The organism is Streptomyces murinus (assembly GCF_002154555.1).
GTDB classification, from domain to species: Bacteria; Actinomycetota; Actinomycetes; order Streptomycetales; family Streptomycetaceae; genus Streptomyces; species Streptomyces murinus.
Genome location: NZ_MUNF01000409.1, coordinates 1 through 12,259, shown reverse-complemented (window position 1 = coordinate 12,259; position 12,259 = coordinate 1). Strand labels below are relative to the sequence as shown.

At 72.1% G+C, this 12,259-nt stretch carries 13 protein-coding genes; 10 read left to right on the top strand and 3 right to left on the bottom strand.

All coding sequences use genetic code 11. The annotated features are described in order from the left end of the window. The 3 genes from CCN72_RS24155 to CCN72_RS24145 form a co-directional block, all read left to right on the top strand. A partial coding sequence (locus CCN72_RS24155; RefSeq protein WP_143664184.1) for a GNAT family N-acetyltransferase occupies positions 1–539 on the top strand: 539 nt, incomplete at its 5' end. A 19-nt stretch (positions 540–558) separates the two neighbouring features. Further along, positions 559–1,089, top strand: a complete 531-nt coding sequence (locus tag CCN72_RS24150; protein ID WP_037654466.1) for a GNAT family N-acetyltransferase — start codon at positions 559–561, stop codon at positions 1,087–1,089. Positions 1,090–1,172: 83 nt separating this feature from the next. Next, positions 1,173–2,876: a proline--tRNA ligase gene (locus tag CCN72_RS24145; RefSeq protein ID WP_086809522.1), complete on the top strand. Its 1,704-nt coding sequence runs from the start codon at positions 1,173–1,175 to the stop codon at positions 2,874–2,876. A 94-nt stretch (positions 2,877–2,970) separates the two neighbouring features. Here CCN72_RS24145 and CCN72_RS24140 read toward each other — a convergent pair whose 3' ends face one another. From CCN72_RS24140 to CCN72_RS24130, 3 genes are all read right to left on the bottom strand, one after another. Beyond that, positions 2,971–3,894, bottom strand: coding sequence for an aminoglycoside phosphotransferase family protein (locus CCN72_RS24140; protein WP_086809520.1), 924 nt, complete (start codon positions 3,892–3,894; stop codon positions 2,971–2,973). Between the two features lie 79 nt (positions 3,895–3,973). Then, entirely contained in the window at positions 3,974–4,531 is a 558-nt protein-coding gene (locus CCN72_RS24135) for a ferritin-like domain-containing protein (protein WP_086809518.1), read from the bottom strand. Then, positions 4,528–5,055 (bottom strand): hypothetical protein, encoded by a 528-nt coding sequence (locus tag CCN72_RS24130; protein ID WP_086809515.1) that lies wholly within the window; start codon positions 5,053–5,055, stop codon positions 4,528–4,530. The genes CCN72_RS24135 and CCN72_RS24130 overlap by 4 nt, the downstream gene beginning before the upstream one ends. A gap of 255 nt (positions 5,056–5,310) precedes the next feature. Between CCN72_RS24130 and rimP the strand changes: the two genes are divergently transcribed. The 7 genes from rimP to truB all read left to right on the top strand — a co-directional run. After that, the gene (rimP, locus tag CCN72_RS24120; protein ID WP_086809512.1) at positions 5,311–5,817 is read left to right on the top strand and encodes a ribosome maturation factor RimP; all 507 of its coding nucleotides are present in this window, start codon (positions 5,311–5,313) and stop codon (positions 5,815–5,817) included. 2 nt (positions 5,818–5,819) lie between these two features. Continuing rightward, positions 5,820–6,806 (top strand): transcription termination factor NusA, encoded by a 987-nt coding sequence (nusA, locus tag CCN72_RS24115; RefSeq protein WP_037654457.1) that lies wholly within the window; start codon positions 5,820–5,822, stop codon positions 6,804–6,806. Positions 6,807–6,937: 131 nt separating this feature from the next. Next, on the top strand, positions 6,938–7,234 hold the full coding sequence (locus CCN72_RS24110) for a YlxR family protein (RefSeq protein ID WP_078967300.1): 297 nt from the start codon (positions 6,938–6,940) through the stop codon (positions 7,232–7,234). Between the two features lie 144 nt (positions 7,235–7,378). Next, a complete protein-coding gene (gene infB / locus CCN72_RS24105) occupies positions 7,379–10,435 on the top strand; it encodes a translation initiation factor IF-2 (protein ID WP_086809510.1) in 3,057 nt (1,018 codons plus the stop codon). Positions 10,436–10,778: 343 nt separating this feature from the next. After that, positions 10,779–11,072 carry a DUF503 domain-containing protein gene (locus CCN72_RS24100; protein ID WP_086809508.1) on the top strand — a complete coding sequence of 98 codons (294 nt, stop codon included), beginning with the start codon at positions 10,779–10,781 and terminating at the stop codon, positions 11,070–11,072. 67 nt (positions 11,073–11,139) lie between these two features. Further along, entirely contained in the window at positions 11,140–11,592 is a 453-nt protein-coding gene (rbfA, locus tag CCN72_RS24095) for a 30S ribosome-binding factor RbfA (protein ID WP_086809507.1), read from the top strand. Next, positions 11,589–12,259, top strand: a 671-nt coding sequence (truB, locus tag CCN72_RS24090) for a tRNA pseudouridine(55) synthase TruB (protein ID WP_107430146.1), incomplete at its 3' end; no start/stop codon positions are given. The genes rbfA and truB, both read left to right, overlap by 4 nt.

Here is a 12,259-nt window from a genome sequence, read left to right as displayed (position 1 = left end):
GTGACCATCAGGGGCTGCTGGGACCTGACCTCCCGGGCGGGACCCCAGTGGGGTCCCAGCAGCCCCTGATGGTCACCGACCGGATGCCCGACGACATCGCCCCGGACCCCTACGTCCGCCGCGTCCGCAAGGACGAGATGGAGACGATCATGCCGGCGTGCGTGGCGATGTTCACCGAGGAGGTCGGGGTGTCGCCGCTGTCCGGCGACGGCGGTCTGCTCTACCAGGCCCGGGTCGCCGAACTCGTCGGCTCCGGGCGGTCCTTCGCCCGCCTGGACAAGGACGGCAAGGTCGTCTTCAAGGCCGAGATCGGCGCGGCGACCTCCCAGGCCTGCCAGATCCAGGGCGTCTGGGTGGCCCCCGAACACCGCGGCAAGGGCCTCGCCGCCCCGGCCATGGCGGCCGTCCTGCGCTACGCCCTGGCCGACGTGGCGCCCGTGGTCAGCCTGTACGTCAACGACTTCAACACCGCGGCCCGCCGCACGTACCGCAGGGTGGGCTTCCAGGAGATCGGCGCCTTCATGAGTGTGCTGTTCTGAACCCGGATACGCTCCCGGCATGGATCTAGCGATCGGCCCCCTGGACCTGGCGGCCCGCGTGGACGAGGCCCTGGCGGTCCAAGCGGTGGCGTTCGGACTCGGCCCGGACGAAGTCTCCGTACGGCGCCAGATCGTCCAGCGCCATATGCAGTTCCCGGGCGCACGGGCCCTCGGCGCGACCGCCGGGGGGCTCCTCGTCGGCTTCGTCTACGGCATGCCCAACTCCCGCACCCACTGGTGGTCGACGGTCGTCGAGCCGTATCTGCGCGCGGCCGGCAACGCCGAGTGGCTGGACGACTCCTTCGTGATCACCGAGCTGCACGTCCACCCGGACCACCAGAACCGGGGCATCGGACGCCGGCTGATCACCAGGATCACCGACTCGGCCGCCGAACCCCGCTCGATCCTCTCCGCGATCGACACCGACAGCCCCGCCCGCGGCCTCTACCACTCCCTCGGCTACGTCGACCTCGCCCGCCGCGTCCACTTCCCGAGCGCACCGCGCCCGTACGCCGTCATGGGGGCCCCGCTGCCGCTGCGCAGGCGATGAGGCGTTAACCGATTTCCGCCCGCCCGGCAAGCCCGGCTAACCTCCTATGCCATCACCGCATATCTGGCAGGAGTACGAGAACCATGGCCAACGCACCGGTCCAGCGCATGTCCCAGTTGATGGCGAAGACGCTGCGCGACGACCCGGCGGACGCCGAGGTCCTCAGCCACAAGCTCCTCGTCCGCGCCGGTTACGTCCGCCGCACCGCCGCCGGCATCTGGTCCTGGCTGCCCCTGGGCAAGAAGGTCCTCGCCAACGTGGAGCGCGTCGTACGCGAGGAGATGGACGCCATCGGCGCCCAGGAAGTGCTGCTCCCCGCCCTGCTGCCCCGCGAGCCCTACGACGCCACCGGCCGCTGGGACGAGTACGGCCAGGAGCTGTTCCGGCTCAAGGACCGCAAGGGCGGCGACTACCTCCTCGGCCCCACGCACGAGGAGATCTTCACCCTGCTGGTCAAGGACCAGTGCACGTCCTACAAGGACCTGCCGGTGATCCTCTACCAGATCCAGAGCAAGTTCCGCGACGAGGCCCGCCCCCGCGCCGGCATCCTGCGCGGCCGCGAGTTCCTGATGAAGGACTCGTACTCCTTCGACACCGCCGACGAGGGCCTCGCCGAGGCGTACGCCCGGCACCGCGAGGCCTACCAGCGGATCTTCGCGCGCCTCGGCCTCGACTACCGGATCGTCGCGGCCACCGCCGGCGCCATGGGCGGCTCCAAGTCGGAGGAGTTCCTGGCCCCCGCCGAGGCCGGCGAGGACACCTTCGCGGACTGCCCGAACTGCGACTTCGCCGCGAACACCGAGGCGATCAACTACGCGCTCCAGCCCGTCGACGGCTCCGCCGTGCCCGCGCTGGAGGAGATCCCCACGCCCGCCACCCCGACCATCGAGACGCTGGCCGCCTCGCTCGGCGTCCAGGCCTCCGACACGCTGAAGAACCTGCTGGTCAAGGTGGACGGCGAGATCGTCGCCGTGGGCGTGCCCGGCGACCGCGAGGTGGACCTCGGCAAGGTCGAGGAGCACTTCGCGCCCGCCACCGTCGAGATGGTCACCGAGGCGGACTTCGCGGACCGCCCCGACCTGGTGCGCGGCTATGTCGGCCCGCAGGGCCTCGGCGAGAAGGTCACGTACATCGCCGACCCCCGCGTCGCCCCCGGCACCGCCTGGATCACCGGCGCCAACAAGGCGGACACCCACGCCAAGAACGTCGTCGCCGGACGTGACTTCGAGGTCGACGAGTACGTGGACGTCGTCGTGGTCCAGGAGGGCGACCCCTGCCCCAAGTGCGGCACCGGCCTGAAGCTGGACCGCGCCATCGAGATCGGCCACATCTTCCAGCTGGGCCGCAAGTACGCCGACGCCCTCAAGCTCGATGTCCTCGGCCAGAACGGCAAGCCGGTCCGCGTCACCATGGGCTCCTACGGCATCGGCGTCTCCCGCGCCGTCGCCGCGCTCGCCGAGCAGACCGCCGACGAGCAGGGCCTGTGCTGGCCCAAGGAGATCGCTCCGGCCGACGTACACGTGGTCGCCGCCGGCAAGGCCCTCCAGACCGAGCTGGCCCTCGACGTCGCGGGCAAGCTGGCCGCCGCGGGCGTCCGCGTCCTCGTCGACGACCGCGCCGGTGTCTCCCCGGGCGTCAAGTTCACCGACGCCGAACTGATCGGCGTCCCCCAGATCCTCGTCGCCGGCCGCCGCTCGGCCGAGGGCGTCCTGGAGCTGAAGGACCGCAAGACCGGTGAGCGCGAGGAAGTGTCCGTGGAGGACGCGATCGCGCGCCTGACCGCCTGAGAAATTGCCCCAGGCGTAATTGACCCAGGTGTAAAGGTGTAACCGGTTTCCGGCCCACAAGGGCGTGGGGACTGGTTACACCTTTACGGCGTTCCTAGAGCCACCCGGCGAACTCCAGCAGCAGCTCCCCGTCCCGCGGCCTGCCGACCCGTACCGCACGCACGCCCGACTCCACCGCGCGGAACAGCGTCCACCCCCGCAGCCGCTCCTGGTCCACCTCCAGCGACTCCGCGAGCCGCTTGATCCGCCGCCGGGTGATGGACGCGCCCGCGGGCGAGGCGATCAGATCCTCCACCCGGTCCCGCACCAGCCGCGCCAGATCGAACGCGTTCTCCCCGACCACCGGGTCGGGACCCACCGCGAGCCACGGCAGCCGCTCCCCGGCCAGCACCTTGCTCTGCCGGAACGTGCCGTGCAGCAACCGCTCCTCCGGCGGCGCCACCAGCAGGTCGTCCCGCGCCGCCAGCGCCGCGTCCACCAGCGCCGCGTCCACCAGCGCTGCCACCTCAAGATCCCGCTCCGCGCCCGCCCGCATCGCCACCGCCTGCCGCCCGGTGCGCTCGGCGACGGTCTCGAAGACATGGTCCGCGGGCGGCTCCACCCACAGCCGCCGCAGCGTGCCCGCCGCCTCCAGCAGCGCCTTCGCCTCCGGCAGCGACCGCACCGAGACATCCGGGTGCAGCCGCTCCAGCAGCAGTGCCCCCTCCGCGCTGTCGTCCGCGTCCGACGCCAGCAGCTGTACGGCACCCCGCCCGCCCCAGTGCGCCAGCGCCGCCCGCTCGCTCTCCGGCCGGGCCCTGGGCGGGGCCAGCTTCAGCACCGCCGGGGTGCCGTCCGCCTGCCGCACCAGCACCACCAGGCTGCTGCGACCCCCGGGCACCTGCACCCGCTCGACGGTCAACTCCCGCCGCGCCACGGCCCGTTCGGCGATCCCGGGCAGCCGGGCCAGCCAGTCGTCCCCGGCCGGTGCCGTCTCCCCGAGTGCCCGCACCAGGCGCCGCGGCGGTTCGAAAGCCATGCGCGAGCCGTTCCCTTCCTCGTGATCCTCGTCCGTCCGGTGGCCGTCGTACGCAGCCCTCACAACGCTCGTACGACGCTCAGCGGGCCGTCGCCGCGGACCCCGACGGCGCCGCGCCCGCGGCCCCCGTCCCGGTCCCCGTGTCCGTGCCGGTCCCCGTGTCCGTGCCGGTCCCGGTGTCCGTGCCGGTCCCCGTGCCCTCGCCCGCCCGCTCGGCGAGCCCCGGGAAGGCTACGCTCTGTCCGCTCCAGGCCACCGCCCGCACCGCGGCCTCGCGCAGCGCCCCAGCGGCCGAGGTGCGCCGCGCGCCGGTCGTCGAGCGCACCAGGTCGGCGTAGACCCCGGCCACCCGCTGCTCCAGGCGCGCGGCGAGCCGTACCGCGTCGGCCGGGTCGTGGACCGCGAACGGCAGGGCGTAGGCCGCGCTCGCCGCCACCGGCCGGCCGCCCAGGTCCCGCACCTCACGGGCCAGCGCGTCCCGCCGGGCCCGGTGGGCGTCGTACGCCGCCTTCGCCTCGCTCCGGCGCCGGTCGTCGACGCGGCCGCCGACCACGCCGTACCCGTACACCGCCGCGTGCTCTGCCGCCAACGCAGCTTGAAACGCGGCCAGTTCGGTCTTCTTGTCGTCGTCGCTCACTTCGCGGCCCCCGTCGTCAGCAGATACGCGTGCGCGGCACCGGCCGCCGCCGTGGCGGCCAGCAGCCGCGCCGACTCGCCCGGCACGTCCAGCAGCGCCTTGGCCCGCCGGTCGGCGAGCGCCCGCTCGGCGGCGGCCAGCGAGGCGAGGGCGTCCTTGGCGGTCGCGGGTACCGGTACCGGCGACCGTGAGGCGGAAGGGGAGGGGGAGCCCGAGGGGGTCGCCGTGGGGGTCGTACCCTCCCGGAACGCGGCGGCATGGGCCGCGACCTCGGTGCGCAGCGGGCGCAGCCGCTCCGCGAGGTCGGGGAACGCCGTGAGCACGGCGTCGTAGCGCCCCAGCAGTGTCGCGCTGTCCGCGGCGGCCTGCGCGCGGGCCCGCTCGGTGGCCGAGGGGTCGTCGCCGCCGGAGCCGGCACCGGATGTGCAGCCCGCCAGCAGGGCGGCGCCGGCGGCCGAGGCGAGCAGGGTTCTTCTGCGGACGCGCGGCCCCGAGGGGGTGCGCGGTGGCGAGGGGTACGGCACGGCAGACGTCCTCGGGGAACTCGTACGACAAGAACGACAAGAAGAAACGACAAGAAGAAGAGCAGTGCGCGACGAGGCGCCCGTGATCACCGTACCCGCGCACCTGTCCGATACCGGTCACCGGCACCGGCCCGGCTCACCCGTCCCACGCGGGGTTGTCCACAGGTGGACGGCAACACACCCCGCGACCGGATACCCTTTGACCAGACACGCGACCCATCACACAACAGCACACGCGGCCGAGGAGTCACCCGGATGAGCACCACCCAGAGCGAGAGGCTGCGAGAGCTGCTCGAACCGCTCGTCACCTCCCAGGGGCTGGATCTCGAAGAGATCGCTGTCGACTCCGTCGGACGCAAGCGGGTGCTGCGCGTGGTCGTCGACTCCGACTCCGGGGCGGACCTGGACGCGATCGCCGATGTGAGCCGTGCGCTCTCGGCGAAGCTGGACGAGACCGAGGCGATGGGTGACGCCGCGTACGACCTGGAGGTCGGGACCCCCGGCGCCGAGCGCCCCCTCACCGAGCACCGGCACTTCGTGCGCGCCACGGACCGGCTGGTGAAGTTCCAGCTGACCGAGGACGGCGAGCTGGTCGCGCGGATCCTGGCCGTGGACGAGGAGGGCCTCGACGTCGAGGTGCCCGGCGTCAAGGGCCGCAAGGCCACCACGCGCCGGATCGCCTTCCCGCAGATCGCGAAGGCCCGCGTGCAGGTCGAGTTCAACCGCAAGGACACCAAGGACAAGAAGGAAGAGGAGGCGTAGCCGTGGATATCGACATGAGCGCCCTGCGGGGCTTGGTCAGGGAGAAGGAGATCTCCTTCGACCTGCTGGTCGAAGCGATCGAGTCGGCCCTCCTCATCGCCTACCACCGCACCGAGGGAAGCCGCCGACACGCGCGCGTGGAGCTCAACCGGCAGACCGGGCATGTGACCGTGTGGGCGAAGGAGGACCCCGAGGACCTGGAGGAGGGGCAGGAGCCGCGGGAGTTCGACGACACCCCCTCGGGCTTCGGGCGCATCGCCGCCACCACCGCCAAGCAGGTGATCCTCCAGCGCCTGCGCGACGCCGAGGACGACGCGACGCTCGGCGAGTACGCGGGGCGTGAGGGCGACATCGTCACCGGCGTGGTCCAGCAGGGCCGCGACCCGAAGAACGTACTGGTGGACATCGGCAAGCTGGAGGCCATCCTGCCGGTGCAGGAGCAGGTGCCCGGCGAGACCTACCCGCACGGCCAGCGCCTGCGCTCGTACGTGGTCCGGGTCGCCAAGGGCGTGCGCGGCCCGTCCGTGACGCTCTCGCGCACCCACCCGAACCTGGTGAAGAAGCTCTTCGCCCTTGAGGTGCCGGAGATCGCCGACGGTTCGGTGGAGATCGCGGCCATCGCCCGCGAGGCCGGCCACCGCACCAAGATCGCCGTCCGCTCCACCCGCTCGGGTCTGAACGCCAAGGGTGCCTGCATCGGCCCGATGGGCGGCCGGGTGCGCAATGTGATGGGCGAGCTGAACGGCGAGAAGATCGACATCGTCGACTGGTCGGACGACCCGGCGGAGATGGTGGCGAACGCCCTGTCACCCGCTCGGGTGAGCAAGGTGGAGGTCGTGGACCTCGCCTCCCGCTCCGCCCGGGTGACCGTGCCGGACTACCAGCTGTCGCTGGCGATCGGCAAGGAGGGGCAGAACGCCCGCCTCGCCGCCCGGCTCACCGGCTGGCGCATCGACATCCGGCCCGACACCGAGCAGCCGGCGGAGTAGACGCCGCCAGGGCCTGCGGAGCTGACGCCGCCAGGGAATGGATCCAGGCCGTGAGTGGCTTGGATTACGACAACAGCCGTTCGATCTTTCCCCCGAAGGGGTGAGGTCGGTGCGGGGAGGTAGACTTAGCCGTGTCTGGCCGGACGCATGCCGGAGCATGCCCTGAACGCACCTGTGTGGGGTGCCGGGAGCGGGCGGCCAAGAACGATCTCCTGCGGATCGTGCGGAGCGAGGACGAATGTGTCCCCGATCCGCGCGGTACGCTGCCCGGCCGGGGTGCGTATCTGCACCCCGCCCTGGTCTGTCTCGACCAGGCGGTACGCCGCCGGGTGTTGCCGCGGGCACTGCGCGCCCCGGGAGCGCTCGACACAAAGGCGTTGCGCCGATACGTCGAGCAGGCAACAGTTGCCGAGCAGGCAACGCCGTAAGACATGCCGTACGGAACCCCGTGCGGCTTGGTACCTCGCGAGTCGAAAGCAGGTCGAGATTGCGATGAGCACTCGATGAGTACGCGATGAGTACGCCCATGAACTAGCGACGGTCCGGCTTCACCCGGACCTCAAAGGAGCGAAGTGGCTAAGGTCCGGGTCTACGAACTCGCCAAGGAGTTCGGTGTCGAGAGCAAGGTCGTCATGGCCAAGCTCCAGGAACTCGGTGAATTCGTCCGTTCGGCGTCTTCGACCATCGAAGCGCCGGTTGTACGTAAGCTGACCGACGCCTTCCAGGGTGGTGGCAGCGGCAAGTCCGCCAAGCCCGCCCCGCGCAAGGCTTCCCCCAAGCCCGCCGCACCGTCTCCGGTGCAGGCGGCACGTCCGGCTGCCCCGAAGCCGCCGGCGCCCAAGCCGGCGACGCCGGCCGCGCAGCAGCCGGCCGCCCCGGCGGCTCCCGCGGCTCCGCAGGCTCCCGCCGCGTCCTCGCCGGCCTCGGGTCCGCGTCCGGGCCCCAAGCCCGCGCCGCGTCCGGCCCCGGCCGCTCCGGAGTTCACCGCTCCGCCGGCCGCTCCGGCCGCCCAGACCCCGCAGGCTCCGGCCGCGCAGGGTCCGCGTCCCGGTGGCGCCCGTCCCGGTGCCCCCAAGCCCGGTGGCCGTCCGGCCCCCGGTCAGGGTCAGGCCCGTCCGGGCCAGGGTGCGCCGCGTTCCGGTGGTCAGGCCCCGCGTCCGGGTGCCCGTCCCTCCGGCCCGCGTCCGGGTAACAACCCCTTCACTTCCGGCGGCTCCACCGGCATGGCGCGCCCGCAGGCGCCCCGTCCGCAGGGTGGCCCGCGTCCCGGCGGCGCCCCCGGCGCCGGTCCCCGTCCGCAGGCGCCCGGCGCCCAGGGCGGCGGTCCGCGTCCCCAGGCTCCCGGTGGCGCGCGTCCGACTCCGGGCGCGATGCCCCGTCCGCAGGGCGGCGCCCCGCGTCCCGGCGGCCCGCGTCCGAACCCCGGCATGATGCCGCAGCGTCCCGCTGCCGGCCCGCGTCCCGGCCCCGGCGGCCGTGGTCCGGCCGGTGCCGGTCGTCCCGGCGGTGGCGGCGGCGGTCGTCCTGGTGGCGGCGGCTTCGCCGGTCGTCCCGGTGGCGGTGGCGGCGGTGCCCGTCCGGGTGGCGGCGGCGGTTTCGCCGGTCGTCCCGGTGGCGGTGGCGGCGGCTTCGGCGGCGGCCCCGGTGGTGGCGGTCGTCCCGGCTTCGGTGGTCGTCCCGGCGGCCCCGGTGGCCGTGGTGGCACGCAGGGTGCCTTCGGCCGTCCCGGTGGTCCCGCGCGTCGTGGTCGCAAGTCGAAGCGGCAGCGTCGCCAGGAGTACGAGGCCATGCAGGCCCCGAGCGTCGGCGGCGTGATGCTGCCGCGCGGCGGCGGCGAGACCATCCGTCTCTCCCGCGGCGCGTCGCTCACCGACTTCGCGGAGAAGATCAACGCCAACCCGGCGTCCCTCGTCGCGGTCATGATGAACCTCGGCGAGATGGTCACCGCGACGCAGTCCGTCTCCGACGAGACGCTGCACCTGCTCGCCGGCGAGATGAACTACACGGTTCAGATCGTCAGCCCCGAGGAGGAGGACCGCGAGCTGCTCGAGTCCTTCGACCTGGAGTTCGGCGAGAACGAGGGCACCGAGGAAGACCTGGTCGTCCGTCCGCCGGTCGTGACCGTCATGGGTCACGTCGACCACGGTAAGACCCGACTCCTCGACGCCATCCGCAAGACGAACGTCATCGCGGGCGAGGCCGGCGGCATCACCCAGCACATCGGTGCCTACCAGGTCGCGACCCACGTCAACGGCGAGGACCGCGCGATCACCTTCATCGACACCCCGGGTCACGAGGCGTTCACCGCCATGCGTGCCCGTGGTGCCCGGTCGACGGACATCGCGATCCTGGTCGTCGCGGCCAACGACGGCGTCATGCCGCAGACGGTCGAGGCGCTGAACCACGCCAAGGCGGCCGAGGTGCCGATCGTGGTCGCGGTCAACAAGATCGACGTCGAGGGCGCCGACCCGACCAAGGTGCGCGGTCAGCTGACCGAGTACGGCCTGGTGGCCGAGGAGTACGGCGGCGACACCATGTTCGTCGACATCTCCGCCAAGCAGGGTCTGCACATCGACAGCCTCTTGGAGGCGGTCGTCCTCACCGCGGACGCGGCGCTGGACCTCCGTGCCAACCCCCACCAGGACGCGCAGGGTATTGCGATCGAGTCCCGCCTGGACCGCGGTCGCGGTGCGGTCGCGACGGTCCTGGTGCAGCGAGGCACGCTGCGGGTCGGCGACACCATGGTGGTCGGCGACGCGTACGGCCGTGTCCGCGCGATGCTGGACGACAGCGGCAACACCGTCGCCGAGGCCGGACCGTCGACGCCGGTCCAGGTCCTGGGTCTGACCAACGTCCCGGGTGCCGGTGACAACTTCATCGTGGTCGAGGAGGACCGTACGGCCCGCCAGATCGCGGAGAAGCGTGCGGCCCGTGAGCGCAACGCGGCCTTCGCGAAGCGCACGCGCCGTGTCTCCCTGGAGGACCTGGACAAGGTGCTCAAGGCCGGCGAGGTCCAGCAGCTGAACCTGATCATCAAGGGTGACGCTTCCGGTTCGGTCGAGGCCCTCGAGTCCTCGCTGCTCCAGCTGGACGTCGGCGAAGAGGTCGACATCCGCGTCCTGCACCGCGGTGTCGGTGCGGTCACGGAGTCCGACATCGACCTGGCCATGGGCTCGGACGCCATCGTCATCGGCTTCAACGTCCGTGCGGCCGGTCGTGCCGCGCAGATGGCGGAGCGCGAGGGCGTCGACGTCCGGTACTACTCGGTCATCTACCAGGCGATCGAGGAGATCGAGGCGGCCCTCAAGGGCATGCTCAAGCCGGAGTACGAAGAGGTCGAGCTCGGTACGGCGGAGATCCGCGAGGTCTTCCGCTCGTCCAAGCTGGGCAACCTCGCCGGTGTGCTCGTCAGGTCCGGCGAGGTCCGCCGCAACACGAAGGCCCGCCTCCTGCGCGACGGCAAGGTCATCGCGGAGAACCTCACCATCGAGGGCCTGCGTCGCTTCAAGGACGACGTCACCGAGATCCGCGAAGGCTTCGAGGGCGGTATCAACCTCGGAAACTTCAACGACATCAAGGTCGACGACGTCATCGCGACGTACGAGATGCGCGAGAAGCCGCGAGCGTAACCGGCGGACGGTTGCCGCCGGCCGACGGGGATACCTGTCGGCCGGCGGTTGCCCACCCACCAGACGCGGTCGGCTGGACAGTGGCCGGACGGCTCGGGGCAGTGCCCCGGGGCGTCCGGCTTCGGCCTTGAGGCGGCTGGAGGGCCTGCAGCTCCCGGCGACCGGAGCGTGGGCACCGCGTCGTCCTGGGCGGACTCAGCGGGGCGAGGGCCGCCGCCGGAGCCGCCTCCGCGGGGAAACCCTGTCGAGCCGGCGCCCCGCACGCGGTACCGTTTCTTGATGTCCCCGGCCACCCGGCGCAGGGGCCATCGATCCCGTACCGGCGGGTGAACCGGCAACACACATGTACGTGGGGACTCTGTCCTTCGACCTCCTCCTCGGCGACGTCCACTCGCTGAAGGAGAAGCGCTCCGTCGTCCGCCCGATCGTCGCCGAACTCCAGCGGAAGTACTCCGTGAGCGCGGCCGAGGTGGACCACATGAACCTCCACCGGCGGACGATCATCGGCCTGGCCGTGGTCTCCGGCGACGCGGCGCACGTCACGGACGTACTGGACCGGTGCGAACGGCTGGTCGCCGCCCGCCCGGAGGTGGAGCTGCTGTCCGTACGCCGCCGCTTCCACGGCGACGACGACTGACACGGACCGCGGAACAAAGACCACGGATCAAAGACCAAGGAATCAGGAAAGAACGGGAGCTGGACCAGTGGCCGACAACGCGCGGGCGAAAAGGCTGGCGGACCTCATCCGAGAGGTGGTTGCCCAGAAGCTGCAGCGCGGGATCAAGGACCCGCGGCTCGGCTCGCACGTCACCATCACGGACACCCGCGTGACGGGTGACCTGCGGGAGGCGACCGTCTTCTACACGGTGTACGGGGACGAAGAGGAGCGGACGGCCGCCGCGGCGGGCCTGGAGAGCGCCAAGGGCATCCTGCGCTCCGAGGTCGGCCGCGCGGCCGGGGTGAAGTTCACCCCGACCCTCACCTTCGTCGCGGACGCCCTGCCGGACACCGCCAAGACCATCGAGGACCTCCTCGACAAGGCCCGGCAGTCCGACGCCAAGGTGCGCGAGACCTCCTCGGGCGCCAGCTACGCCGGCGGCGCGGACCCGTACCGCAAGCCGGCGGACGACGAGACGGACGGCGACGCCGCGGAATGACGCAGAAGCACACCACGCCCGACGGCCTTGTCATCGTCGACAAGCCGTCGGGCTTCACTTCGCACGACGTGGTCGCCAAGATGCGCGGGATCGCCCGGACCCGCCGCGTCGGCCACGCCGGCACCCTCGACCCGATGGCGACCGGCGTACTGGTCCTCGGTGTCGAGCGCGCCACCAAGCTCCTCGGTCACCTCGCGCTGACCGAGAAGGAGTACCTGGGCACCGTACGGCTGGGCCAGAACACCCTCACCGACGACGCCGAAGGCGAGATCACCTCGTCCACCGACGCCTCCAAGGTGACCCGGGAGGCCATCGACGCCGGTATCGCCAAGCTGTCCGGCGCCATCATGCAGGTCCCGTCCAAGGTCAGCGCCATCAAGATCGACGGCGTACGGTCGTACAAGCGGGCCCGCGAGGGCGAGGAGTTCGAGATCCCGGCGCGCCCGGTGACCGTCTCCTCCTTCACGGTGTACGACGTCCGCGACGCCGTCGCCGAGGACGGCACCCCGGTCCTGGACCTGGTCGTCTCCGTCGTCTGCTCCTCCGGCACCTACATCCGCGCGCTCGCCCGCGACCTGGGCGCCGACCTGGGCGTCGGCGGACACCTCACCGCGCTGCGCCGTACGCGCGTCGGGCCGTACAAGCTCGACGCGCGTACGGCGCAGCG